This is a genomic window from Coprococcus phoceensis (assembly GCF_900104635.1).
In the GTDB taxonomy this organism is placed as follows: Bacteria; Bacillota; Clostridia; order Lachnospirales; family Lachnospiraceae; genus Faecalimonas; species Faecalimonas phoceensis.
This window is the reverse complement of record NZ_FNWC01000007.1, coordinates 1,457,256-1,484,112: the sequence shown is the minus strand read 5'-3', so window position 1 is coordinate 1,484,112 and position 26,857 is coordinate 1,457,256. Positions and strand designations below refer to the sequence as shown.

At 41.0% G+C, this 26,857-nt stretch carries 26 protein-coding genes; 23 read left to right on the top strand and 3 right to left on the bottom strand.

From position 1 onward, the window contains the following. Positions 1-12 precede the first annotated feature (12 nt). From BQ5364_RS10915 to BQ5364_RS10900, 4 genes are all read left to right on the top strand, one after another. Positions 13-918 (top strand): DNA/RNA non-specific endonuclease, encoded by a 906-nt coding sequence (locus BQ5364_RS10915; protein WP_071144276.1) that lies wholly within the window; start codon positions 13-15, stop codon positions 916-918. 149 nt (positions 919-1,067) lie between these two features. Continuing rightward, a complete protein-coding gene (locus BQ5364_RS10910) occupies positions 1,068-1,835 on the top strand; it encodes an ABC transporter ATP-binding protein (RefSeq protein WP_071144275.1) in 768 nt (255 codons plus the stop codon). Next, entirely contained in the window at positions 1,819-3,795 is a 1,977-nt protein-coding gene (locus tag BQ5364_RS10905) for an FtsX-like permease family protein (RefSeq protein ID WP_318261218.1), read from the top strand. Before BQ5364_RS10910 ends, BQ5364_RS10905 begins: the two co-directional genes overlap by 17 nt. Positions 3,796-3,919: 124 nt before the next feature. Further along, positions 3,920-4,264: a cupin domain-containing protein gene (locus BQ5364_RS10900; RefSeq protein WP_022250894.1), complete on the top strand. Its 345-nt coding sequence runs from the start codon at positions 3,920-3,922 to the stop codon at positions 4,262-4,264. 64 nt (positions 4,265-4,328) lie between these two features. On the opposite strand, the gene BQ5364_RS10895 is transcribed toward BQ5364_RS10900, so the two are convergent. Further along, entirely contained in the window at positions 4,329-5,429 is a 1,101-nt protein-coding gene (locus BQ5364_RS10895) for a pyridoxal phosphate-dependent aminotransferase (RefSeq protein ID WP_071144273.1), read from the bottom strand. A 108-nt stretch (positions 5,430-5,537) separates the two neighbouring features. On the opposite strand from BQ5364_RS10895, the gene BQ5364_RS10890 reads away from it, so the two are divergent. The 15 genes from BQ5364_RS10890 to BQ5364_RS10820 all read left to right on the top strand — a co-directional run bounded on the left by BQ5364_RS10890 (position 5,538) and on the right by BQ5364_RS10820 (position 21,832). Next, complete coding sequence (locus BQ5364_RS10890) at positions 5,538-8,828, top strand: DUF5717 family protein (protein ID WP_071144272.1); 3,291 nt, start codon at positions 5,538-5,540, stop codon at positions 8,826-8,828. Further along, entirely contained in the window at positions 8,829-10,124 is a 1,296-nt protein-coding gene (locus tag BQ5364_RS10885) for a DUF5716 family protein (RefSeq protein WP_022250897.1), read from the top strand. Further along, positions 10,099-10,875, top strand: a complete 777-nt coding sequence (locus tag BQ5364_RS10880) for a hypothetical protein (RefSeq protein ID WP_022250898.1) — start codon at positions 10,099-10,101, stop codon at positions 10,873-10,875. Before BQ5364_RS10885 ends, BQ5364_RS10880 begins: the two co-directional genes overlap by 26 nt. A 123-nt stretch (positions 10,876-10,998) precedes the next feature. Further along, entirely contained in the window at positions 10,999-11,805 is an 807-nt protein-coding gene (locus tag BQ5364_RS10875) for an amino acid ABC transporter substrate-binding protein (protein WP_004613944.1), read from the top strand. A gap of 79 nt (positions 11,806-11,884) precedes the next feature. Beyond that, complete coding sequence (locus BQ5364_RS10870; protein ID WP_004613943.1) at positions 11,885-12,535, top strand: amino acid ABC transporter permease; 651 nt, start codon at positions 11,885-11,887, stop codon at positions 12,533-12,535. Positions 12,536-12,547: 12 nt separating this feature from the next. After that, the gene (locus BQ5364_RS10865; protein WP_004613942.1) at positions 12,548-13,312 is read left to right on the top strand and encodes an amino acid ABC transporter ATP-binding protein; all 765 of its coding nucleotides are present in this window, start codon (positions 12,548-12,550) and stop codon (positions 13,310-13,312) included. After that, on the top strand, positions 13,302-14,078 hold the full coding sequence (locus BQ5364_RS10860) for a threonine/serine exporter family protein (protein ID WP_004613941.1): 777 nt from the start codon (positions 13,302-13,304) through the stop codon (positions 14,076-14,078). The genes BQ5364_RS10865 and BQ5364_RS10860 overlap by 11 nt, the downstream gene beginning before the upstream one ends. After that, positions 14,075-14,545 carry a threonine/serine exporter family protein gene (locus BQ5364_RS10855; RefSeq protein ID WP_004613940.1) on the top strand — a complete coding sequence of 157 codons (471 nt, stop codon included), beginning with the start codon at positions 14,075-14,077 and terminating at the stop codon, positions 14,543-14,545. The genes BQ5364_RS10860 and BQ5364_RS10855 overlap by 4 nt, the downstream gene beginning before the upstream one ends. Positions 14,546-14,674: 129 nt before the next feature. After that, the gene (locus BQ5364_RS10850) at positions 14,675-15,967 is read left to right on the top strand and encodes an aspartate aminotransferase type Ic (RefSeq protein ID WP_022250899.1); all 1,293 of its coding nucleotides are present in this window, start codon (positions 14,675-14,677) and stop codon (positions 15,965-15,967) included. 65 nt (positions 15,968-16,032) lie between these two features. Then, the gene (locus BQ5364_RS10845) at positions 16,033-16,416 is read left to right on the top strand and encodes a CidA/LrgA family protein (protein WP_004613938.1); all 384 of its coding nucleotides are present in this window, start codon (positions 16,033-16,035) and stop codon (positions 16,414-16,416) included. Continuing rightward, positions 16,397-17,089, top strand: coding sequence for an LrgB family protein (locus BQ5364_RS10840; protein ID WP_004613937.1), 693 nt, complete (start codon positions 16,397-16,399; stop codon positions 17,087-17,089). The genes BQ5364_RS10845 and BQ5364_RS10840 overlap by 20 nt, the downstream gene beginning before the upstream one ends. 66 nt (positions 17,090-17,155) lie before the next feature. After that, the gene (locus BQ5364_RS10835) at positions 17,156-17,977 is read left to right on the top strand and encodes a threonine/serine exporter family protein (RefSeq protein WP_022250900.1); all 822 of its coding nucleotides are present in this window, start codon (positions 17,156-17,158) and stop codon (positions 17,975-17,977) included. Continuing rightward, positions 17,974-18,414, top strand: coding sequence for a threonine/serine exporter family protein (locus BQ5364_RS10830; protein ID WP_004613935.1), 441 nt, complete (start codon positions 17,974-17,976; stop codon positions 18,412-18,414). The genes BQ5364_RS10835 and BQ5364_RS10830 overlap by 4 nt, the downstream gene beginning before the upstream one ends. Positions 18,415-18,486: 72 nt before the next feature. Then, the gene (gltX, locus tag BQ5364_RS10825; protein WP_004613934.1) at positions 18,487-19,944 is read left to right on the top strand and encodes a glutamate--tRNA ligase; all 1,458 of its coding nucleotides are present in this window, start codon (positions 18,487-18,489) and stop codon (positions 19,942-19,944) included. A 55-nt stretch (positions 19,945-19,999) separates the two neighbouring features. Then, entirely contained in the window at positions 20,000-21,832 is a 1,833-nt protein-coding gene (locus BQ5364_RS10820) for an ATP-dependent helicase (protein WP_004613933.1), read from the top strand. A gap of 72 nt (positions 21,833-21,904) precedes the next feature. On the opposite strand, the gene BQ5364_RS10815 is transcribed toward BQ5364_RS10820, so the two are convergent. Beyond that, positions 21,905-22,240: a DUF1292 domain-containing protein gene (locus BQ5364_RS10815; protein WP_004613932.1), complete on the bottom strand. Its 336-nt coding sequence runs from the start codon at positions 22,238-22,240 to the stop codon at positions 21,905-21,907. Positions 22,241-22,383: 143 nt separating this feature from the next. Here BQ5364_RS10815 and BQ5364_RS10810 point away from each other — a divergent pair, with 143 nt between their 5' ends. The 4 genes from BQ5364_RS10810 to BQ5364_RS10795 are packed head-to-tail and all read left to right on the top strand — an operon-like array spanning position 22,384 to position 26,285. Continuing rightward, positions 22,384-23,376 (top strand): sugar ABC transporter substrate-binding protein, encoded by a 993-nt coding sequence (locus tag BQ5364_RS10810; protein WP_004613931.1) that lies wholly within the window; start codon positions 22,384-22,386, stop codon positions 23,374-23,376. Between the two features lie 28 nt (positions 23,377-23,404). Further along, positions 23,405-25,072 carry an alpha-amylase family glycosyl hydrolase gene (locus BQ5364_RS10805; protein WP_004613930.1) on the top strand — a complete coding sequence of 556 codons (1,668 nt, stop codon included), beginning with the start codon at positions 23,405-23,407 and terminating at the stop codon, positions 25,070-25,072. A gap of 3 nt (positions 25,073-25,075) precedes the next feature. Next, positions 25,076-25,738 carry a TraX family protein gene (locus tag BQ5364_RS10800; protein WP_004613929.1) on the top strand — a complete coding sequence of 221 codons (663 nt, stop codon included), beginning with the start codon at positions 25,076-25,078 and terminating at the stop codon, positions 25,736-25,738. A 16-nt stretch (positions 25,739-25,754) separates the two neighbouring features. Then, positions 25,755-26,285 (top strand): DUF5662 family protein, encoded by a 531-nt coding sequence (locus BQ5364_RS10795; RefSeq protein ID WP_004613928.1) that lies wholly within the window; start codon positions 25,755-25,757, stop codon positions 26,283-26,285. 25 nt (positions 26,286-26,310) lie between these two features. Here the strand turns inward: BQ5364_RS10795 and BQ5364_RS10790 are convergent, their stop codons facing one another. Further along, entirely contained in the window at positions 26,311-26,790 is a 480-nt protein-coding gene (locus BQ5364_RS10790; protein ID WP_004613927.1) for an S-ribosylhomocysteine lyase, read from the bottom strand. Positions 26,791-26,857: the final 67 nt, after the last annotated feature.

The following is a 26,857-nucleotide window of genomic DNA, read 5'->3' as shown; positions in this document are numbered from 1 at the left end:
GGGAGAAGTAAGATGAGTAACATAAGAAAAAAAATAGCGGCTTGTCTGGCAGTAGTACTGGTGTTTTCTGTGACAGGCTGCGAGAACTTGAATAAAACCGTACAAAACGATGGTAAGCAGATTGAAGTGACAAAGCATATTGAGGTTGAGTCAGTACCGGAATATGCGGGAGAACCCTATGTCACGATTCATGATAACAAACCGGATTTTACGGAGGCAGAACTTGATGAAGATGTGTTTGAGTCCTACAGTGAACTGGATGCAAAAGGCAGATGTGGCGTGGCGGAAGCGATGATTGGAAAAGAGTTGATGCCAAATGAGGAAAGAGGAAAAATCGGGCAGATCAAACCATCCGGATGGCATACGGTCAAGTATGATAATGTAGATGGAAAGTATTTGTATAATCGGTGTCATTTGATTGGCTATCAGCTCACTGCGGAAAATGCCAATGAAAAGAATCTCATTACGGGGACAAGATATATGAATGTGGATGGAATGCTTCCATTTGAAAACATGGTGGCAGATTATATAAAAGAGACAGAACATCATGTCCGTTACCGTGTAACACCGATTTATGAGGGGGATAATCTTGTTGCATCCGGCGTGGAAATGGAGGCAGAGTCTGTGGAAGATGAAGGAGAAGGACTTTCTTTTCATGTGTATGTGTACAACGTACAGCCTGGGATTGAGATTGATTATGCAACCGGAGACAGCCATGAAACAGATACAGAACAAACAAATCAGGCTTCAGATAATCAGGTAGAGAGTTACGTTTTGAACACGAACAATAAGAAGTTCCACAAACCAACCTGTTCAAGCGTCAAAGATATGAAGGGAAAAAATAAAGAGACCTATGAGGGAACCAGAGAAGAATTGATTCAAAAGGGATATGAACCATGTGGCAGATGTAAGCCATAAAAAAGCAAATCAAACCAGTCATTTTGAACCTTACAAAAGTGTAAGATTGGATTGCAAAATTGTCACCTGAAATTATGGCAGGGAAAAATCTTTTCTTATACAATAAAGGAGCATTCAAGAAAGAGACAAAGTAGAAAGGTGGAAATGATATGGCATTATTAGAAGTAAAAAATGTAAAAAAAATATATACGACCCGTTTTGGAGGGAACCAGGTGCAGGCGCTCGCGGATGTGAATTTTTCGGTGGAGCCGAGAGAGTACGTGGCAATCATGGGAGAATCTGGTTCTGGGAAAACAACTCTTTTGAACATTTTGGCTGCGTTGGATAAACCGACAGGAGGAAAGGTTCTTTTAAAAGGAAGGGACTTAACTACGATCAAAGAACGTGAGATGGCTGCATTCAGAAGACAGAATTTGGGCTTTGTATTTCAGGATTTTAATTTATTGGATACGTTTTCTTTGAGAGACAATATTTTCCTTCCACTTGTATTGGCAGGGAAAAAATATCCGGAGATGGAAAGCAGACTTCGCCCGATTGTAGAGCAGCTTGGCATCACACATTTGTTGAACAAATATCCATATGAGGTGTCCGGGGGACAGAAGCAAAGGGCAGCAGTTGCAAGAGCGTTGATCACAAAACCACAGTTGATTTTGGCAGATGAGCCGACAGGAGCTTTAGATTCGAAGGCATCGGAAGAACTTTTGAGATTGTTTAACACAATCAATACAGATGGGCAGACGATCTTGATGGTTACACATAGTGTAAAAGCGGCAAGCACGGCAAACAGAATACTATTTATCAAAGATGGAGAAGTGTTCCACCAGTTATATCGCGGAAACCTTTCCAATGAAGAACTTTATCAGAAAATTTCTGATACGTTGACGGTGTTGACAACAGGGGGTGACGGCATTGAGTAGTTCAATTTATGGAAAACTGGCAGTCACAAATTTAAAGAAAAACCGGAAAAGTTATGTGCCGTATATATTTACCTGTGTGGTCACGATTGCAATGTTCTATATCATGCATTCTCTTCTATATAATGAAGGAATCCGGCAGATGCCGGGGTCAGACAGCTTAATGATTATTCTTTCATATGGAACATGTGTAGTTGGAATCTTTGCAGTGATCTTTCTGTTTTACACGAATAGTTTTTTGATGAAACAGCGAAAAAAAGAAATCGGACTTTACAATGTGTTGGGTCTTGGAAAGAGCCACATCGCCAAAATGCTTATATGTGAGACACTGATTGTGGTTGCGATCAGTCTGATTCTTGGACTTGGCGGAGGGATTCTCCTCAACAAACTGATTTTTTTGTTTTTGCTCAAAATGTTACATTTTGACGTAGCGCTGAAGTTTTCAATAGAAATAAAAGCAATTAGCGGGACATTATTTTTGTTTAGTGGGATCTTTGCGGCGAATCTGCTCTTTAATTTGATCCAGATCAAACTTGCCAATCCGATTGAATTGCTCCATGGTGGAAAACAGGGCGAGAAAGAACCAAAAACAAAAGTCATTATGACTATTATCGGCGTGGCTGCACTGGGAGGCGGATATTATATCGCACAGACAACGGAATCACCGCTTACAGCAATGGGTCTGTTTTTTGTCGCCGTGATACTTGTTATCATCGGAACATACGCACTTTTTACAGCAGGAAGTATTGCTTTATTGAAACTGTTAAAGAAAAATAAAAAATTTTACTACAATACGAAACATTTTACATCTGTTTCAGGAATGTTATATCGTATGAAACAAAATGCGGTGGGACTTGCCAACATTTGTATTTTGAGTACGATGGTGCTTGTTATGGTCTCCACAACAGTGGCATTGTATGTTGGGATGGAGGATATATTAAAGACAAGATTTCCGCATGATGTGACAATTTCCGGAACGGAGTTGTCGGAGGAAGAAAAAGCATCCATTGATCAGACCATCACAGATATAGTAGAAAAATATGGGCTTACTTACCGGAATGATGAGCAGTATGAGGCGACACCATTTGCGGTCAACCGAGTACAAAATAAGTTTATCTTGTCTAAAGATGATATGACTTCTGTCAAAGAAGGGTCTTATGGAAGCATGTATTTGATGACTCAGGACACTTATAATAAACTGGAACACAAAAATGTTGAGCTATCTGAAAATGAAGTGCTTTTATACTCAACGAAAAGTAAGAGCAAACCGTCCGAGATCGAGATAGATGGAACCACATATCAAGTCAGAAAAAACCTGAAAGATATGAAGGTGGATAAAGAAACATATATGATGATTGATATCTATTATTTGATAGTACCAAACCAGTCGATAATCGATCATCTCTCAGAAACTTACGCAGACAATATGGGAAATCGTTATTATCGAAATATTGATTTTCGTGAGAGTGTGAAAGACCAGCTTCCGGCATTGGAAGAGATTCGTAATTCATTGGGAAAAATCGATGCATTATCCCCGGTAGAATGCAGGGAATTAGAGCGCGACATGATGTATTCATTTTATGGATCTTTCTTATTCCTTGGCATCTTTTTAGGAGCACTGTTCCTGATGGCGATGGTACTGATTATCTACTACAAACAGATTTCAGAAGGATATGACGATAAAGAGCGATTTGCGATCATGCAGAAAGTCGGTATGAGCAGACGTGAGGTAAAACAGTCGATCCGAAGTCAGGTAATGATCGTATTCTTCCTTCCGCTTGTAGTTGCGGTTGTGCATATAGCGGTGGCGTTTAAAGTAATCACAAAACTTCTTTCACTGATGAATTTGACAAATGTGTCATTGTTTATGACATCCACGATTATTACAGTGATTGTGTTTGCAGTATTTTATGCGATTGTATTTGCGATTACCGCAAAAGAATATTACCGGATTGTAAAATAAATATTGTGAAAAGGCGCAGTGAAATGAAAGAGGTTTTGCTGCGTCTTCTCTGCGCAAAGACATTGTCAAATTGGCTGGAGGGTGCTATGATAGCAAGTAGTGAAATGAAATGGAGGGAACAGTTATGACGACAAAAGAGGAAAGAATTGTAGAACGAATTGAAGGTGCAAGCGGTGGAAAAGGTATTCTCAGAAAAGAAGTTCTCATTGACAAGGAACAGATGGGAGAACACTGTGGATTGTTCGGAGAGGTGACGCTGGAACCAGGAGCGGTACTTGGATATCATGAGCATCATGGAGAGACTGAGACATATTATATCCTTTCCGGAAACGGGGTGTATGTAGACAATGGAGAAGAGATTCCGGCGAAAGAAGGAGATGTATTTTTCTGTAAAGATGGTGATGGACATGGATTGAAAAATACAGGGGAAAGAGATTTGGTGTTTGTTGCACTAATCTTAAAAAAATAGGAGAAAAGACCGGATACGCAGCCGTTTTATAACGAGATGCACATATCCGGCCTTTTTGTATTACTTAGTTTTCCGAAAAAAATGTCTTGAGTGCATGCAGCAGTCGTGTATTCTCTTCAGGACTCATGATACAGAAGCGGATAAATTCGCCATCTAACTGTTCAAAAGAAGAACAATCTCGAATCATTAATTTTTGACGGATCAGATTGTCGAACACATCAAATGAAGTTACGCCTTCATTTAAAATCTGCACCAAAACAAAATTTGCCGAAGGTTTGAATGCTTTCAGTTCTGGTATCGTCTGCAAGGTTTCATATATTCTTGTCCGTTCTGTTTCAATCAATTGTCTTGTCTTTTGAATATAGTCGGTATCTTGTAAGAACAATTCTCCCGCGAATGCCCCGATGCTGTTTAACGACCACGGATTCTGATACTCTTTCAGAATGTTGCGAAAATCTTCATTGCTTGTCATGCCATATCCAAGTCTTAAGCCCGGTGCCGCAAAGAACTTGGACACACCTCTTAATACCATCAGGTTATCGTAATCAGGGACAAGGCAGACAGCGCTGAGCGCTGGAATGGAGGAGGCAAATTCAATATAAGTTTCATCGATCATCACAAAGATATCCAACTTCTGACAGGTCTGAACGATAGTTTTCAAATCTGACACAGAGATTGCAGAAGAAGTAGGGTTATTGGGGTTGCATATGATCAGCAGATCAATAGTATGATTGAGATTTTGACAAAAATCTGATACATCCAATTGAAAATCCTTTGCAGCAGAGAGCGTATAATAGGAAAGCTTGCCGCCGCAAAGAGAGAGCTCTCGTTCATATTCCGAATAGGTTGGACCGAGCAGCAACGCGCTTTTAGGTGTGCGATGTTGAATCAAAAGAGAAATCAATTCGGTGGAGCCATTTCCTACTACGATATAGTTCGGATCGATGTCACAGTATTGCCCGATTGCCTGACGAAGAGAACTGTACTTCCTGTCAGGGTAAGCGGTGATGATATCAAGGTGCTCGGAAAGTTGTTTTTTTACTTGTGCGGACAATCCAAGCGGATTGACATTAGCACCAAAACAGACAATCTCTTCTTTTGGTATATGGTAAATTTTTTCTATTTCTTCTAGATCACTTCCGTGAAATTGTGCATGTTTCTTCATAAAACCCTCCTTTATATTCGCTTGCCAGAAATAGTAGAATGATGCTATAATTTATTATAATGATATTTGGAGAAAATGCAACGAAAGAAACATAAAGCAGGTGACTAGATGAAGAACAAGATAAAGAAATTTTCGAAAGGAGATTTTCGAACCGAGTGTCCGGAGATCGTCTTCCCGGAGACTCATATCCGCATGATGATTGGAGAAGGGGAAGTTTACAGCGGAAGTTTTATGATACAGAATCAAAAAGAGGGGGATATCCGAGGGATTGTCTATCCGTCTTCTTTTCGTATTCAGTGCAGTGAACAAGGATTTGAGGGAAATCCGGTGAAAGTGAATTTTACATACGATTCTGCCGGATTAAAGCCGGGGCAGACAGAACATGGGAAATTTACTGTGATGTGCAACGGCGGAGAATATGATCTTACGTTCACGGCGATGATTGAGAAGCCGTTTATTATGACTTCCTATGGAAAGATACAGAATGTGGAAGACTTTAAGCGGCTTGCGATGAAAGACTTTTCAGAGGCAAGAAGGCTGTTCCGTACGAGACAATTTTATGACGTATTAAAGTATGAAGAATTGAGAATTAAGAATCTTTATGACAATATGCGCAAATGGGCGCTCGATGAGGAGGCATTAGAAGAATTTCTTGTCGGGATCAAGCAGAAAGAAAAGATCTTCCTTACACTTTCCGATGAAGAACGCCAGTTACATGATGTTTTGGAAGAAAAGAAAGACTGGATTGAGATCACGAAAAACACGTGGGGCTTTGTTCCAATCCGAATTTGGGCAGATGGAGCATTTATTCAGATTCGAGATGAGGAGATTACAACGGATGACTTTGTGGGGGACAGTTACCGGCTTGAATACAGTATAAAAGAGAAAAAACTACATGCAGGAAAGAATTATGGACGTATTTTTATAGAGACACCATATGAAGTTTTGCATGTGGATGTTTTGGTATACCAGCATATTTCGAACAGTGGTGCGGGAAGAGAAAAAGAATTACTGGAGGCACAGGGATTAAAAGAATATCTTGCGTACATTTCAGGAAAACTTGACCGAAATGAGTGGGTGGAAAAGGAGATTGAGAAAGCAAAGCAGCTTCGGGATTTGGAACCTGAGAACGAATACTACCTGTTGATACAGGCTCATATTTATTTATATGGAGAGAAAAAAGAAGAAGCAAGATGGATTTTGGAGAATTTCAATTACAATCGATTTGCAATTGGAAAGAAACCGGAGATCAGTGCTTACTACCTTTTCTTGACTGCATTGCTCAGAGAGGATACAAGTCATACGAACCGAGTGCTGGAAGAATTGAACCGACTCTACATTAAATATCCGTATTCCTGGCAGCTTCTCTGTATGCTGGTGAATTTAGATCCGAAATACAAAAGTGACAGTGAACGGTTCCGGATGCTGGAAAGACAGTTCTATAATGGAACGAACCATGTCCTGTTTTATGCAGAGGCATATCTCTGCCTGAAAAACCAAGTGATTCTCCTCAGAAAACTGGGAGATTTTGAGATACAGGTGCTGAATTTTGCAATCAAGTATAAGCTGATCACACGAGAGCTTGCAGAGTATGCGGCGGAACTGATTAGCCATCAGAAAGATTATGATAAACGTCTGTACTATATTTTGGAGCGGCTTTATAAAACTTATGCAGATCAGAAGGTGCTGAATGCAATCTGCATGCAGCTGATCAAAGGAAACCAGACGGGAATTTCCTGCTTTAAATGGTATGAAAAAGCGGTGAAACAGGAACTGAAGATCGCACAGCTTTATGAGTATTATATGATGTCGATTGATGGAAGAAGGCTGCGAAAGGCACTGCCGAGAATTGTATATCTGTATTTTATGCACGGAAATACTTTGGATGAGCAAAAAGCAGCGATTTTGTATGCAAATATTTTAACCTATGAGGATGAGCAGAGTGAGATTTACAGGCACTATCAAGAGGAGATGGAGACATTTGCGTGGGATCAGCTTATAAAAAGACAGATCAGCGAGGAGTTGAGAATTATCTACAATCGCTTTTTGGTGGAAGAGAAGATGACACCGGAGCGATTAGATGCATTATATGATATTTGCCATGCATACTGGGTGAGAGTAAAAAAATCCGGAGTCAAATATGTACTTGTCATTGAAGAGGATGGTTCGATTAGACAGCGAGTTGCGTATTCCAAAAAAGGAGCTAAGATTTATCTTTATGATGAGAACGCACGGATTGTGTGGGAAGCAAAGAATGGACGACACTATACAGAGTCGATTCCGTATGATGCGAGACGTATGTTCTATGAGATCCGTTTTCTGGAGATGTGTAAGAAACGCATGACGGACAGAACACAGAAAGAGCAGGGAAAGAGATCCATACCAGTTACTTTTGAAAATTTGAGGACATATGGGATTGAGGCGTTTGACGAGCAGGAAGTATTCCTGATGTGTACGAAGAAAATTCGTGAAGAGGGGCAGACGGAAGATGATTTCCTTCTGTATCTTACCTTTGAGGTGATGAAACGAGGATATTATGACAAAGCGCTTTTGACCTACCTTGCAACTTTTTATTGCGGGGCAACGCGCGACATGAAATTAGTCTGGAAACGGGCGAAAGAATATGAGGTGGAGACACATGCGCTTTCCGAACGAATTATTTCTCAGATGCTGTTTTCGGAGATGTTGTTTTCGGAGGAAGCGATTTTTCAGGATTATTACGAAGGAAATCCGTATTTCCGCTTAAAACAGGCATATCTTGCCTATGTGGCAAAAGAATTTGTGGTGCATGATCGAGTGACAGGACAAAATGTACTTGCAATTATTATGAAGGAATATCAGGAAAAAGAATATCTTGCGGATATTTGTAAAGTGGCAGTGCTGAAATTTTATGCCGACAGACTTCCTGATCATATGGAATATGAGGAGATACTCCGAGAATTTTTGAGAGAGATGTGCGAAAAGCGACTGGTATTTTCGTTTTATCTGTCGTATCCGGAAAGCTGGCTTCGGGAGGTGCAGTTGTATGATAAGGTGATTGTAGAATATCATGCAGCACCGAACAGCAAGGTAAAGATTGCATATCAGATCAATCGAGGAGAGATGGAGAAACTGGACTATCAGAGTGAATCACTTCTTCCGATGTATGACACTGTCTTTGCAAAAGAATTCATTTTATATAAAGATGAGACATTGAGATACTATTTCAAAGAGACACGAAAAGACAGAAAAATCGTAAGTGAAAAAATGAATGTAAAGCTGGAAAGAGACGTTTGTCCGGTTGGGAAGTTTGGACAGTTGAATGCTATACTTGATTTGAACGAGGAAGAAAAGAAAAGGGCAATGGAAGCATATCAGCAGGAAGAAGAGATTGCCGGGCAGATATTTCAGGCATATTAAATGGGGGATGACAGCGTGACAGGAAATATTTTAGGGTATGATTTAAATGAAAAGAACTGCCAGATCAGTTTTTACAGTGAAGCACAGCAGGAACCGCAGACGATGGAGCTTGTGGCAGATAACTACCAGATTCCACTTGTGCTTGGGCGGAAGGGAGATGTGTGGCTCTTTGGAAATGATGCCAAGCGTCCCGACGTGTTAAAAGAAGGACATACAGTGTCCAATCTGCTTGTGAGGTCGCTTGCAAAAGAAAAAGTTTTGCTGGATGAGGAAACTTATGAGGCAGTCTGGCTTTTGGCAAAATTCATAGAGCTGTCGTTGGACAAGTTTGAACACATTGAGCAGATTGTGTTTACGGTTCCGCGTATGAGCGTGGATATCGGAAAGATCTTAAAAGGAATCGGACAGCGCATCGGCGTGGCAAAAGACTGTATTTATGTGCAGGACTATAAAGAAAGCTTTTGTAATTATATGCTCTATCAGCCAAAGGAATTATGGCATTATGAGGCTGCTTTGTTTCACTGTGACCGCCATGAGGTGAGAGCGTATATGCTTCGAAAGCTCCGCATGGGGATTGGAAAAGGAGCAGATACGTTTGTGACGGTGGATGAAGTGGCAAGCGCACAGATGAAAGAGCTGGCAGCGGTGTATCCGGTTCTGAATGTAGATCGGGCAAAGGCAGCAGACAATCGATTTAAACAGTTTGTGCAGGGAGTGTTTGATAAAAAGCTTGTTTCTTCTGTGTTCTTGACCGGAGAGGGATTTGAAAACAATTGGTATCCGCTCTCTTTGAAAGTACTGTGCAATGGAAGAAGGGCGTTTTTAGGAAACAATCTTTATAGCAAGGGAGCATGTTATACCGCATACAGAAAGAGTTTGGATTATAAAGAAGGTCCGATATATCTGGATGATACAAAGATGACGGAGCAGATCTGTTTGAAGATGCGTATCAACGGACAGGATGAATGGTATCCGATCGTTCCGTGGGGGACGAGATGGTATGAGGCTGATATGCAGTTTGAAGTGCTTTTGGAAGATGCGGACGATATTGAGATGCATATCGAATCACTTACGGGGAATCAGATGCGTGTGGAGACGATATCAATGGCAGGGCTGCCAAAGAGAAAAGATTATGCATTGAGGCTTCAGGTCAAGACGGTGTTCCTGAATGAAAAGACATGTAAGATCAGTTTCCAGGACATCGGATTTGGAGAATTTTTCCCGGCGACAGATTTTTATGAAGAAAAAGAGATACATTTAGGAGGAAATGATGGGCAGTTTAATTCTTTGTTATAAAAAGAAAGCGAAGCAACCATATGAGATTACAAGGATACATCGGAAAATTTATACAATCGAAGAATTGTGTTATTATCTGTGTAATAATTTGTATCTCATCGATTATACGATTATGAATGAACAGCTTTGCGACTGGCTGGAAGAAGAACTGTCATTGACGGAACTTGCCCAGAATTTAAGACAATCCTTAAAACAGCATGGGTCTGTGGAGCAGTTTGTCGTGACAATTCTCGCTTATGCTTCCATTTATACAACTACAGAACTTCGACGGATTCAAAATGTGTTAGAACAGTTGAAGAACCAAAAAGAGATTGAGAGAAAGAAATATAAAGCAGATAATCTTTTAGAGAGCGGCGCAGTGAAACCGGCAATCCTGATCTATCAGTCCATCATACACGGCGCTCATGATGACAGTGTGGATGGAAAATTTTACGGAAGAGTATATGGCTGCCTGGGAGCTGCGTATGGAAAAATATTTTTATATGAAGAGGCCGCTAAGATGTATGAGGCAGCATTTCAGATTTGTGAGGAAGAATCAATGCGCAGGGCATATCTTTATTGCTGTAAAAAATCTATGAGCAGTGAGAAGTATGCAAAGCTGCTTGAAAAAAATGAAATCTATCAATTGGTCGATCAGGAACTGCGCAATGAGATAGAAGAGCTGAAAAAACAGTCAAGACCGATATTGAGCGAAGAGATGCTGGGGGAATGGAAAGAACAATACAGAAGACTTGGGACGGGAGAGATTTAACTTCCGTCTTTTTTTGTGTGCAGGAATTTCTCGTTGACACGTATTGTTTTCTGTGCTATCATTACAAAGTAATTTAGTGTGGTAGAGTAATAATATGATAAAGTGAATGGGAGGATATAAATTATGAAAAAGAAAATAGCACTGATAATGGCTCTTGCGCTTTCTGTGACAACAGTATTTGCAGGATGTGGAGCAAAGGACGATCAGAAGCAAAGAGAGAGTGGGAGTGGTACGCAGAAGACATTTACGGTTGGGTTTGATCAGGATTTTCCGCCGATGGGATTCGTTGGAGATGACGGAGAATACACCGGATTCGATTTGGATCTGGCAAAGGAAGTTGCAGACAGGCTCGATATGAAATTTGTTCCGAAGCCGATTTCCTGGGATGCAAAAGATATGGAATTGAGCTCAGGAGGAATTGACTGTATTTGGAATGGATTTACAATGACCGGACGTGAAGATAAGTATACATGGAGTGAGCCGTATCTCAATAATGAGCAGGTGTTTGTTGTAAAGAAAGATTCCGGAATTAAAACACAGGCAGATCTTGCGGGGAAGGTTGTCGATGTACAGACAGATTCTTCGGCTCAAAAAGCACTGGAACAACAGGAAAAGCTTCAGAAGAGTTTTAAGGAACTGAAGATTGTCGCAGACTATAACACTGCGTTTATGGATCTGGAATCAGGGGCAGTTGATGCGATCGCGATGGATATTGTCGTCGCAAAATACCAGATTGAACAGAGAAAAGCAGACTTTGTACTTTTGGACGATGCATTGGCATCAGAGGAATATGCAGTCGGATTTTTGAAGGGCAATGATGAACTGCGAGACAAAGTACAAAAGACATTAGAAGAGATGGCAGAAGATGGTACAATAAAGAAGATTTCCGAAAAATGGTTTCAGGAAGATATCACGACAATCGGAAAATAATAAAAAAGATAGAGGGCTGTCAAACATGATGGTCCTCTTCTTTCGCAGATAGAATACGAGAAAAGAGAGGTTTTAGATTATGAGTATAGGAATGATGCTCAGCATGATGGCGCAGGGGATGATAAAGTCGTTTTGGATCTTTGCATTCACACTGATTCTTTCGCTGCCGCTTGGAATTGTTGTGTCCTTTGGACGAATGTCAAAAAACGTGGTGATTCGCACGATTGTGAAAGTGTACATATCGATCATGAGAGGGACACCGTTGATCTTACAACTGATGTTTATTTATTTTGGAAGATATTATGTACTGAAGATGCAGATGACACCGGAGTGGATGAACACCGCAGTAATCCTTGGATTTGTGTTAAATTATGCCGCTTATTTTGCGGAAATTTATCGTGGCGGAATTGAATCTATGCCGATTGGGCAGTATGAAGCGGCTGAGATTCTTGGATATACAAAAGTACAGACATTTGTGAAAATTATTTTTCCACAGGTGATGAAACGGATTTTGCCATCGATTACGAATGAGGTGATCACGTTAGTGAAAGATACATCCATTGCTTATGTATTGAGTGTGCAGGAGATGTTCACGGTGGCAAAGGCAATCTCGGCGTCTCAGGCAAGTGTGTCCCCGCTGATTATAGCGGCAGTATTTTACTATGTGTTTAACTTTATCGTGGCATTTGTGATGGAGCGCATTGAAAAGAAGATGGACTATTATCGTTAGGGGGAAGAGCAGATGAATTTATTGGAGATGAATCATATCAGAAAAAGCTTTGGAGATTTGGAAGTGTTAAAAGATATCTCTTTGACAGTAAAAAAAGGAGAAGTCGTCGCAATCATAGGACCTTCCGGTTCGGGGAAATCCACGCTTCTCCGGTGTGCGACAATGCTTGAGACGATGGACAGTGGCGAGATGAGTTATATGGGAGAAAAAGCAGTTTCTATAGGAAATGATGGAAAATCAGTCTATGCAAAAGCCGATCAGCTGAAAAAAATCAAAAGTTATTTTGGGCTGGTGTTTCAAAACTTTAATCTGTTCCCGCACTATTCGGTGATGAAAAATATTACAGATGCACCGATTAAGGTACAGAAAAGAAAAAAGGAAGAAGTGTTTGCCAAGGCAAATGAACTGCTTTTGAAGATGGGGCTGGAAGGACGAGGAGACGCCTATCCATATCAGTTATCCGGCGGGCAACAGCAGAGAGTATCCATTGCGAGAGCGTTGGCTATGAATCCGGAGATTCTGTTTTTTGATGAACCGACTTCTGCGCTTGATCCGGAGCTGACAGGAGAGATTTTAAAGGTTATTCGCAACCTTGCGGCAGAACATATGACAATGGTAATTGTAACTCATGAGATGAATTTTGCAAAAAATGTTGCAGACAAGATCATTTTTATGGATAATGGATATATTGTGGAGCAAGGGACACCGGATGAGGTGTTTGGCTCGCAAAATACGAGGATGAAGGAATTTTTAGGAAAGTTATCAAATGAATCATAAATTACTATTGGATACGGCTGTGCTGGCGGGAGAGATTATGCTGTGTAGCGGTGCGGAGACTTATCGTGTGGAAGATACGATGTATCATATTTTGAAGACCTCAAAGGCAGAGTCGATTGAGGCGTTGGCACTGATGACAGGAATCATGGCAACGATTAACAGTCCGGATATGGAACAGCCCATGACGGTTATAAAGGCGGTCAATAACAGAACGACTAATCTGAATCATGTCATTCAGGTCAATGATATTTCACGAAGATATTGTGGCGGGGAACTTACATTGGAGGAGACCTACCAGGCTCTGAGAAAGATAGGCGGGATGCAGTATAATCGGACACTTTGCAATGCCGCACTGGTAGGAGTCGCAGCAGGATTTGCAATGATGTTTGGGGGAAGTTTTCTGGATGTCGCGGCTACTGCTGTGGTGGGAGTTCTTTTGGCCGCGATCATCACGCTTGGAGAGAAAGTGAAGATGAATGTGATTATCATCGATATTTTGTCTTCGATAGGAATTGCGATACTTGCAATTGCAATGAAAACATATGGAATGAAAGAGATCAACATGGACACTGTAATCATCAGTGCAATTATGCCTCTTGTTCCGGGGGTGGCGATTACGAATGCGATCCGTGATACCTTGCAGGGGGATTATCTTTCAGGAGGGGCTCGTGTTTTGGAGGCCTTTTTAAAAGCGGCATCGATAGCCCTTGGAGTGGGAATCGGTATGGCGTTATTTGGAGCAGTTGCGGGAAGGAGTTTCTTATGATTGTACGAGTATTAGGGGCATTTATTGCAATTTTTACATTTGCAGTTCTGCAGGAGACACCAAAAAAATATCTTGGCTGTGCGGGAATCGTAGGTGCAGTTGGCTGGCTGGCGTATCTTTTGAGCGAACATGCGGGAGCGGATACAGTTCTTGCCACCTTTATATCGGCGATGACGATTACCTTAATCTCCCACACCTTTGCAAGAATTTTTAAAGCACCGGTTACGGTGTTTTTGATTGCAGGTATTCTTCCGACGGTGCCGGGAGCAGGCATGTATCGGATTGTATATTACATTATTCAGGGAGATCGTGCGATGTCCAGCTATTATCTGACAAATACGCTGGAACTTGCCGGAGTGATTGCGATTGCAATCTTTATTATGGACACGTTGTTTCGTCTTTTTCAGAAAGGATGGAAACAAAATTCTTTGAAATATAGTATAAAAATGAATGAAAAGAAAAAGTGAAATTCATAAATACAATTAAAAACTACTAAAAAATAGGAAAAACACAAAAAAATGCAAGAAAGCATTGAAGAAAAATCAAAAATCGTATAGAATAGCAGATAGTGATGAAAATAACAGGAGGTTTTGCAGATGGCGGCGTACAAAGACTTAAGCAGAGATGAATTATTAGAAATGAAAAATGAATTGGAGACACGTTTTGAGGATGTGAAATCAAAAGGACTGAAATTAGATATGTCCAGAGGGAAACCATCCGCAGCGCAGCTTGATTTAGCGATGGGGATGATGGATGTTTTGAGAAGCGATTCTGATTTGAAATGCGAAGAAGGTGTGGATTGCAGAAATTATGGTGTGCTTGATGGAATCCGTGAAGCAAAACAGCTTCTTGCAGATATGATGGAAGTACCGATTGACAATGTTGTTATTTTTGGTAATTCAAGTCTGAATATTATGTACGATACTGTGGCACGTTCTATGACACATGGTGTTATGGGCAGCACTCCTTGGTGCAAACTTGACAAGGTGAAATTTTTATGTCCGGTACCGGGATATGACAGACATTTTGCAATCACAGAACATTTCGGAATTGAGATGATCAATATCCCAATGCATGATGACGGACCGGATATGGATATGGTAGAACAGCTGGTAAACACAGATCCGGCAGTGAAGGGAATTTGGTGTGTACCGAAATATTCCAACCCACAGGGAATTACATACTCTGACGAAACGGTGAGAAGGTTTGCAAGATTAAAGCCGGCTGCAGAAGACTTCCGTATTTATTGGGATAATGCTTATGGAATCCACCATTTATATGAAGATAAGCAAGATTCCCTGGTGGAGATTTTCATGGAGTGTAAAAAAGAGGGAAATCCGGATATGGTATACAAATTCTGTTCTACTTCAAAAGTAAGTTTTCCGGGTTCCGGAGTTGCAGCTATTGCGGCATCAACAGAGAATCTGGTTGCTATTAGAGAACAGATGCAGATACAGACAATCGGACACGATAAACTGAATCAGCTTCGTCATGCGCGCTATTATAAAGATATTCATGGAATGGTTCAGCATATGAAGAAGCATGCAGATATTTTAAGACCAAAATTTGAGACAGTTTTGAATGTGTTAGAAAAAGAATTGGGTGGTTTGGAAATCGGAAGCTGGATTCGCCCAAGAGGTGGCTATTTCATCTCGTTTGATGCGATGGAGGGCTGTGCGAAAGCAATCGTGGCGAAAGCAAAAGAGGCAGGTCTTGTAATGACCGGAGCGGGGGCAACATTCCCATATGGAAAAGACCCAAAAGACAGCAACATCCGTATTGCACCATCGTATCCGACACCGGAAGAACTTGCAGTTGCAGCAGATATTTTTGTACTTAGTGTAAAATTAGTAAGTATTGATAAATTATTAGAAGAGAAATCAGCATAGTAACACAAGCGTGACCGGATTTTGGGTCACGCTTTTCTATGCCGTAAAACGGGAGGAAAAGAAAAATGAAATTGTTGTATCAGTTTGGTGTGATTTTAGCGGTTACTTTTGTGGGGGAACTATTGTATGCTCTGCTCCCACTGCCTATTCCCGCAAGTATTTATGGACTTATAGTGATGCTTATTTGTCTTGGAACAAAAGTTGTGAAACTAAGTCAGGTGAAAATTGCCGCTGATTTTTTGATTGATATTATGCCGCCAATGTTTATTCCGGCGGCGGTTGGTTTGATTGTTGTTTGGGGGGATCTGAAAGAGATTTTGATTCCGGTTGTCGTGATCACCTGCCTGTCGACGGTGATTGTGATGGTATGTACCGGAAAGGTGACACAGACATTGATTCGACGAAAACAAAAGACAGGAGAAATGAAAGATGAAAGAGTTATTAAATAGTTCGCTTTATTTTGGGGTGACAGTCAGTATTGCAGGGTATGGGATTGGATTGTTTTTAAAAAGAAAATTTAAGTGGGGATTTTTAAATCCGCTTTTACTTGCTATTATTTTTGTGATTATTGTATTGCAGGTGTTTGGAATAGATTATGAAGTCTATGATGAGACGGCAAAGTATTTGAGTTATCTGCTGACACCTGCAACGGTCTGTCTTGCAATTCCGCTCTATCAGCAGATTGAGTTGTTGAAAAAGAATTTGACAGCAGTGGTTTTAGGAATTGTGGCAGGAGTGTTCTCAAGCCTTGGGAGTGTATTTGGAATGGCATATCTGTTTGGACTTAGCCATAAGGAATATGTTACATTACTCCCAAAATCAATCACAACAGCAATCGGAATTGGAGTTTCGGAGGAACTCGGAGGGTTTACAACCATTACTGTAGCAGTGATCATCGTGACCGGAGTACTTGGAAATGTGATAGGAGAGCAGATTTGTAAAATATTTCGGATACAGGAACCTGTCGCAGTAGGCTTGGCGCTTGGTACGTCGGCGCATGCGATAGGAACAACAAAAGCTTTGGAGCTTGGTGAAGTACAAGGAGCGATGAGCAGTCTTTCTATTGCAGTTGCAGGTCTGATCACGGTGGTCGGCGCATCGGTATTTGCAAATTTTATGTAGTATGATTGACAAGTGGACAGAGGGAATAGTATCATAGCATTACGATACAAAGGGGAGGCAGAGAAGATGTCTGAAGTGGAAGTAACACAGGTAGATCAGGAAGAATATCCTGAGATGCACAGAGTATTGGAACTTGCGTTAGAAGCAGGGCGTATTTTGTTGAGAAACGGAGCAGAGATTTTCCGTGTAGAAGAGACAATAGAACATATTTGCAAAAGATTTGGTGTGGAAGCAGTGGATTCCTTTGTACTGAGTAATGGAATTTTTTTGACAGCATACAGCAAAGGAAAAGAGAACTTTGCCAAGGTGAAGCATGTGCCAATGGCAGGGATACACCTTGGGATTGTCACGGAAGTCAACGATTTGTCGAGAGAGATCTCAGCGGGAAGAGTTGGGATTGATGAAGCTTTCCGGCGTCTGGAAGAGATTGAGAAACTCCCTCCAAAAAAAAGCTTGTACCTCGTTTTGGCGGCTGGGCTTGGAAGCGGTTCTTTTTGCTATCTGCTGAAAGCGAATATATGGGAGAGCTTAATTGCATTTGTCATAGGGACGCTTTTGTATGTGCTGGTGATTTTTGCACAGAAACACACGATGTCAAAGATTATCATTAATATCGTGGGCGGAGGATTTATTACGATACTGGCACTGATTGCCTCGAATATTAATTTTCCTTTTGCGGTGAGTCTTGATAAGGTGATCATTGGCTCGATTCTGCCTTTGGTACCCGGAGTTGCGTTTACCAATGCGATTAGAGATATTGCCAACAGTGATTTTATTTCCGGAACGGTCAGAATGATCGATGCGCTGCTTGTGTTCGTATATATTGCAATCGGTGTAGGAACAGTGTTGTCGGCCTATAATAGTATTTTAGGAGGTATGGCATTATGATTGCAAATATGTTGTGTTCGTTTTGGGGAACGGTCGCATTTTCCATTCTGTTCAACGTACATAAGCGGTTTTATTTTTGCTGCGGACTGACCGGTATGGCTGGGTGGCTTTGTTACTGTGCGCTCGCACCGCTTGGGTCTGCGCCGATGGCATGCTTTGCGGGCACGATTGTTGTTGTGCTGCTGTCGCGGATTTTCGCTGTGTGGAAGAAATGTCCGATCACGGTATTTTTAGTATCCGGGATATTCCCGCTTGTGCCGGGAGCCGGTGTCTATTATACGGCGTATTATTTTGTTACAGACAGTCTGAGGCTTGCATCTCAGAAAGGAATCGAGTCATTGAAGATGGCGTTTGCCATCGTGCTTGGAATTGTATTTGTGGTATCAATTCCAAAACAATGGTTTCAAGTAAGTTACTGGAAGAATAAGAGAAAATAGAGTTGTAAATACACTGCAACTTGTTATATAATAAAATTTAGCGAAAGCAAAAGAGAATAGGAGTGTTAGAATATGAGTAAAGTAAGAACAAGATTTGCACCAAGTCCAACTGGAAGAATGCACGTCGGAAATCTGCGTACAGCGTTATATGCATATTTGATCGCAAAACATGAAGACGGCGATTTTCTTCTTCGTATCGAGGATACAGATCAGGAACGTTTTGTCGAGGGTGCACTTGAGATTATATACCGCACTTTGGAAAAGACAGGACTGATTCACGATGAAGGTCCTGACAAAGACGGTGGAGTCGGTCCATATGTGCAAAGCGAGAGACAACAGATGGGATTGTATCTGAAATATGCAAAACAGCTGATCGAGCAGGGAGATGCTTATTACTGTTTCTGTGACAAAGAAAGACTGGAATCTTTGAAAACTGAAGTGACAGAGGGAGGAGCAGAGATCGTAGTATATGACAAGCACTGTCTGCATCTGAGCAAGGAAGAGATTGAGGCAAATCTGGCGGCAGGAAAGCCATATGTTATTCGTATTAATATGCCGACAGAAGGTACAACGACATTCCACGATGAGATTTACGGAGATATCACAGTTCCGAATGCGGAGTTGGATGACATGATTTTGATCAAATCAGATGGATATCCGACCTATAATTTTGCCAATGTAATCGATGACCATTTACAGGGAATCACACATGTAGTTCGCGGTAATGAATATTTGTCATCTGCGCCGAAGTACAATCGTCTGTATGAAGCGTTCGGATGGGAAGTGCCGACTTATGTACACTGTCCGTTGATCACAGATGAGACACACAAAAAACTGAGCAAGCGATGCGGACATTCTTCTTATGAGGATCTCATCGAACAGGGATTTTTGACAGAAGCAGTTGTGAATTACGTGGCATTACTTGGATGGAGTCCTACAGATAACAGAGAGATTTTCTCTTTGGAAGAATTGGTGAAAGCATTTGATTATCATCACATGAGTAAGTCGCCTGCAGTGTTTGACACAGTAAAATTAAAATGGATGAACGGCGAATATCTCAAAGCAATGGACTTTGAAAAATTCTATGAATTGGCAAAGCCATACATCAAAGAAGTGATTACAAAAGATTATGACCTGAAAAAAATTGCAGCGCTTGTGAAGACAAGAATCGAGATTTTCCCAGACATCAAAGAACATATTGATTTCTTTGAAGAACTTCCGGAGTATGATACTGCAATGTATACACACAAGAAGATGAAGACGAATGAGGAGACTTCTCTTGAGGTGTTAAAAGAGATTCTTCCTCTTTTTGAGGCGCAGGAAGATTACAGCAATGATGCGCTGTATGCTGTGCTGAAAGGCTATGTAGAAGAAAAAGGATACAAGAACGGTTACGCAATGTGGCCGGTGAGAACAGCTGTATCCGGAAAGCAGAATACACCTGGCGGTGCAACGGAGATTATGGAGATTTTGGGAAAAGAAGAGTCTTTAGCACGTATTCGCAAGGGAATTGAATTGTTAAGTAAATAGTGGGAGAGGGACGGGAATCTGCCCGTCCTTCACTTATCTGGAAAGGAGAAAACGTATGAGTTTGAATCCGTCTCAAGTTCAGGCAGTCATCCACAAGGATGGTCCATGTATGGTTCTCGCAGGTCCCGGTTCCGGGAAAACACTCACAATCACGAAACGAATTGAATATCTGATTGGAAAGCATCACGTGAGTCCGGAAGAGATTCTTGTGATTACATTTACAAAAGCGGCATCAATTGAGATGAAAGAGCGTTTTGTGCGTTTGTGCGGACAGAAAGCAGGTCCTGTCACATTTGGAACGTTTCATGGTATTTATTATGGTATTTTAAAATGGGCATATAGGATGAATGCGTCAAATATTCTTTCTGAGGAACAAAAATACCAGCTGTTAAAACAGGTCATTGGCAGAATGGAGATTGATATTGATGATGAGAAAGATTTTTTGCAAGGGATTGCAGGGGAGATTGGAAATATCAAAAATAATCAGATTCCATTGGCGGAATATGAGTCTTTGAACTGTTCAGAAGAGGTTTTTCGGGAAATTTTCGAGCAGTATGAGAAAGAACGGAAGCGGTTAAAGAAAATCGATTTTGATGATATGCTTGTGCTTGTCTATGAATTGTTCAAAAAGAGACCGGATATTTTGAGCATGTGGCAGAGAAAATTCCGGTATATTTTAATTGATGAGTTTCAAGACATCAATCAGGTACAGTATGATGTGATTCGAATGCTGGCGGCGCCGGAAAACAACTTATTCATTGTTGGAGATGATGATCAGTCAATTTATCGATTCCGCGGCGCAAGACCGGATATCATGCTTGGGTTTAAGAAAGATTACCCTGATACAAAGGAGATTTTGCTGGATGTGAATTATCGCTCTACAAAAGCGATTGTAAATGGGGCGGCACGGGTGATCCGGCACAATGTAAACCGTTATCCAAAGCAGATTATCACAACGAACGAGCAGGGAGAGACCGTCCACATTCAGGAGGTCAGACATCCGATTGAAGAAAGCAAGTATGTGGTCAGTCAGATTCAGGAGGCGAAAAAAAGAGGTATCCCGTCTTCGGAGATTGCGGTTCTGTTTCGCACAAATGTGGAGGCACGTGCATTGGCGGAGACATTTATGGAATACAACATGCCGTTTCGGATGAAAGAACGCATGCCGAATCTGTATGAACATTTTATTGCACAGGATTTGACTACGTATTTGAAGATGGCGTTAGGAGACCGTTCGCGAAAATCATTTTTGGCGATTATGAATCGTCCGAACCGCTATATCGGGCGAGACAGTGTGGAAGGAACCACGATTTCATTTGAGAGTTTGCGAAAATTCTATTGTGACAAAGACTGGATGCTCGACCGGATCGATCAGCTTGAGGTGGATTTTAGAATATTAAAAAATATGGCGCCGTACGGGGCAATCCAGTATATTCGAAAACATATCGGATACGATGAATTTTTAAAAGAATATGCGGCATTTCGAAAAATCAACATGGAAGATTTAAAAGAAGTACTGAGAGAGATTGAAGAGCGGGCAAAAGCCTTTCGTACGATTGAAGAGTGGTTTACACATATTGAAGAATATTCAGAGGAATTAAAGAGACAGTCGCAGCAAAAAGAGACAGATCCGGAGGCAATCACGTTTATGACAATGCATGGATCGAAAGGATTGGAGTTTGATCTGGTATTTATTATCGGGGCGAATGAGACGATTACCCCATATAAAAAGGCGGAGACAAAAGAAGAAGTGGAAGAAGAGCGCAGGATGTTCTATGTGGCTATGACGAGAGCACGAAAGAAATTGATTATCTCTTATACAAAAGAACGTAATGGGAAGTCGATGGCACAATCCCGGTTTGTGGGGGAGCTGTTGACAAGAGGGTAAGGTCATTCAATTTCCTATGTAATAAAAAACAGGCAGCAACATTACGTCACTGCCAATTTAAGGTCTGTTAGATTAGTCTTCTAATTCTTCAAAGTCTTGTTCGTCCAGCCATTCGTCGAAAGCATCGGCAGCCAACTCGTACTCATCGTCATCTTCGATGTTGTCTAAAGTTGGTTCGCCGTTTTCATCTTCTTCAAAACGGTAGATGAATACGTCACCTTCCTCTGTGTCTTCTGCATCCTCTAATGGAAGCAATGCGATATACTGTCTGTCACCAGCTGAGAAAATTGTGAGAACTGCACATTCCAGTACCTCGTCGTTATCAAGTGTCAATGTTACAGTAAGGTTTTCTTCGCCGCAGTTACAGTCGTCATGTCCGCAGCCACAATCATGATTATGTTCACTCATAGTTTTTATCTCCTTTTTTATTGATATACTAACTCTATCAGACTGTGGCAAGAATTGCAAGAGGGAAAACTATTGACATTATTAGAAAAAGGGCTAAAATAAAGGGATGGAATTCATAAGAAAACAGATTATGGAGGAAGCAGATGAAGAAAAAAAGAGTATTAGCATTAACAGCGTTGCTGCTGGTCTGTGTATTTGGCATATCGGCATGTAAAAAAAATGTAGGGACACCGGAGGATAATCCACAGGTGAAAGAGGAAACGGACGAAGAAGAGCAGGAAAAATATACATTTGGATTCAGCGGAATTACGATGGAGAATCCATATTTTATTACGCTTGAGTCGTCAATTCGTGAGACGCTTGAAAAGGATGGACATACATTGATTACAGAAGATCCAAAGCAGGATCCGGATGTACAGGTTGAGCAGATTGAAGATATGATCGATCAGGGAATCGATGCAATTTTTCTGACACCGGTTGACTGGGAGGCAATCACACCTGCATTGGAAGAATTGAAAGAGGCAGATGTGAAGATTATCAATGTGGATACACAGGTAAAAGAATTTGACTATGTGGATGCATATATTGGATCTGATAATAAGAATGCAGGATATTTATGCGGAAAAGACCTTGTTGAAAAACTTCCGGAAGGCGGAAAAGTATTGATATTGGAGTGTCCAACAATGAATTCTATCAATGAGCGCATTACGGGATTTGAGGAGGCAATTGCGGATAAAGGATTTGAGGTTGTCGGACGAAGTGATACAAAAGGAGATTTAAATACGGCGCTGAGTGCGGCTGAGACACTTTTGAAGGAGCATCCGGATGTGTCAGCAATTATGTGCGGCAACGATCCGACAGCGCTTGGCGCACTTGTCGCAGCGAATGCGGCTCAATTACAGAACGTCTATATCTATGGCGTGGATGGTTCACCGGAGATTAAAAAAGAGTTGGAAAAGGAGAACTCTCTCATAGCGGCAACCGGAGGACAGTCTCCGATTGAGATTGGAAAAGAGTCTGCAAAAGTGGCGTTAAGTGTTCTGAACAAAGAGAAATATGCAAGAATTACATATGAAGAGACATTTTTGATCAATAAAGATAATCTCGAGATGTATGGTGTAGATGGCTGGCAGTAGGAAAAGAGAAGATTAGGAGATTGAAGGCATGAGAGAAAAAAAGGGGCATCCATTGCCGCTTGGAGTGACAGAAAATAATGGGTATGTGAATTTTTCTGTAGCTGTAGAGCAAGGAAAACGCTGTTTTTTGTTGATATATGAGAAGGGGGCTAAGCTGCCTTGCCAAAGAATCGAGTTTTTAGAGAAAGACGCGGTGGGAGAAGTTCGATTTCTTGCATTACAAAAAAGCACGATTGAGAATTGTGAGTATAACTATGAAATAGAAGGTAAGGTTGTGACAGACCCTTATGTGAAAGAACTGGTATTACAAGCAGATGGCAGCGAACGAGGAAGAATTTCCATGGAAGCATATGATTGGGAAGAAGATACACCGCTTGAGATTCCCTATCATGAGGTGATTGCCTACAGTCTCCATGTTCGAGGATTTACAAAACACAGCAGTTCGAAAGTAAAAAAAAGAGGAACATTTGCGGGTGTGATGGAAAAGATTCCGTATCTCAAAGAATTGGGTGTGAATCAGATCCAGTGTATGCCGGTATATGACTTTTTGGATAATAAAAAATATACGAATTACTGGGGATATGGAGATGCCTATTGCTTTGCACCAAAAAGACTTTATGCATCTCAAGAAAATACGGGGAAAGAACTTAAAGATATGGTGAAGGCATGCCATCGTGCGGGGATAGAAGTGGTTTTAAATCTTCCATTTTCGGAACACATTATGCCGCAGATGATGGAGGAGTGCCTCCGTTATTATGTGCTGGAATATCATATTGACGGATTTATTTTAAATCCGGTGCTTGCTCCAATGGAAGCAATTTTGGCAGATCCACTTTTAAAGCGAACAAAAATCTTGCAAAACAAAGAAGATTTTCAGATTACGATGAGACGTTTCCTGAAAGGAGATGAAGGGATGGTACCAGGAGTGATGTGGTGGCTGAAACAGCAGTCAAAGGAACAAAGAAGCTGTAATTATATTACGAGCCATAATGGATTCACTCTGGCAGATCTCGTGTCATATGATGGAAAACATAATGAGGCAAACGGCGAAAATAATCAGGACGGTCCGGATTACAATTACAGCTGGAACTGTGGTGCAGAAGGAGCGACTCGCAGAAAAGCTGTTTTGGAACTTCGGAAGAAACAGATGAGGAACGCATTCTTTCTGTTGCTGATGGCGCAGGGGACACCATGCCTGCTGGCAGGAGATGAGTTCGCAAATTCTCAAAAGGGAAATAATAATGTGTATTGTCAGGATAATGAGACAGCATGGCTGAACTGGAAGCAACTTGAAAAAGAAAAAGAATTATTTGATTATGTGAGGAATCTGATCGCGCTGCGTAAGCGTCTGCCTATTTTGCACTCCGAAAAGCCTTTGCTTGGAAGAGATGAGATGAGCTGTGGGGTACCGGATGTCTCCTATCACGGAGAGAGTGCATGGCAGATCCCGCAAAATGTGGCGAGCAGACAGCTTGGTGTATATTATCACGGGGAAGGCGAGAGTGAAGGTGACTGCTTTATTGCATATAATATGCATTGGACAGAGCATAAATTTGCACTTCCTGCACTTTCGAAAGGAAAGAGATGGTATCGCGTTTTTTCGACGGAAGAAGAGTTGAAAGAAGAAATGCTTGTGGAAAATCAGAAAGAGACTGTTGTCAATGAGAGAACGATCATAATGTTTTTAGGAAGGTAGAAGATGGAAAGAATAGCAGAAAAGATAAAGATAGATTCTTTTACACTAAAGATGATAGCGATGCTGTCGATGCTGGCAGATCATATTGGAGCAGTTTTGTTTCCTGAGCAGATTTTATTTCGTGTGATTGGGCGACTGGCGTTTCCAATTTTTGCATATACATTGGTGGAAGGTTTCTTCTACACACATGATATCAAAAAATATATGTGCCGGATTGGTATTTTAGCATTATTATCAGAGATTCCATTCGACCTTACTGTCAGTGGAAAGATTTTGGAATTCGGACACCAGAATATATTTTTTACTTTGTTTATCGGTCTTGTAATGATGTATTTTTTGATGAAATCATCAGGAAAATTTGAGATGGTGACAGTATCTTTGGTATCGTTTTTAATTGCTGATTTACTGAGAACAGATTATGGTGGAGTAGGAGTTCTGATGATATTATGTTTTTATCTGTTCCGGGATGATATGCTTTGGAAAACGATCAGTGTCTTATTTGTTAATATTGCCTTGATGGGCGGAGTTCAAGTGTTTGGGGTACTGGCATTGATTCCGATCTATCTTTACAATGGCACACAGGGAAAGAAGATGAAGTGGCTTTTTTACGGATTTTATCCGGTGCATCTGCTTGCCTTGTTTTTAATAAAAATGATTTTGAGTTAGGTAAAAGGAGAAGCGAATGAAAGCGTGGCAGCATTTTTGTACGATTACACATCATAAAATTCTTGTTATGAAAGGATGTTTCCGAGTAGGGTTGTACAGACAGGGATTGATGCATGATTTGTCGAAATATGGATGGACAGAGTTTCGTGTCGGGGCAAAGTACTATCAAGGGACGAGAAGTCCGAACAACGCCGAGCGTGAAAAGCTTGGATATTCGTCTGCATGGCTTCATCATAAGGGACGCAATAAGCATCACTATGAGTATTGGATTGACTATGGACTGGGCGAACAAAAAGGACTGATTGGGATGTGCATGCCAAAAAAGTATGTGGTTGAGATGTTTATTGATCGAATTGCGGCGTCTAAGATCTATATGAAGGAGATGTATGATGACGGTCAGCCACTTGCGTATTATCAGAGAGGGCTTCCATATACGATTTTACATAAAGATTCCAAGGCGCTGTTGGAGACCCTGTTATATATGTTGGCTGAAAAGGGTGAGAACGCAACCTTTTCATATATAAAAAAAGAAGTTTTAAAACGATAAAAGAAGTTCCCGTGGGAACTTCTTTTTAGTCCGGATAATAGAGTTGATTTTTTTTGATATCTAAAAGGACATCGTTTAGATATTTTTTTGCAAGGTATCTTGCCATTGGAAGATTCATATCCAGATAATTGCCACAGTCTTTTGCAGAAGCACCAGGAATCTCATCATTGAATTCTGCGATAAATGTAAATAATTCTTTCAAAAGCTCGATGATATCTTCTGAGCAGTAGTCACCCGCCAATAACAAATAAAATCCGGTGCGACATCCCATTGGTCCAAAGTAGATGATCTTATTTCCAAATACAGGATGATTCCGTAAAAATGTGGCGGCGAGATGTTCAATCGCATGCATCTCTGCGGTGTTCATAACTGGTTCGTCATTCGGGCTTGTCATGCGAAGATCGAAGGTTGTGATGATTTCATTGCCGATCGGATCTTTTCTGGAAACATACACGCCAGGAACCAATCTGATGTGGTCTATTGTAAAACTAGTGATTTTCTCCATTTTCTTCTCCTCCTAAAAACTATGCATTCATTATACTGATTTTCGTTTCAAAAAACAAGCCAAAGTG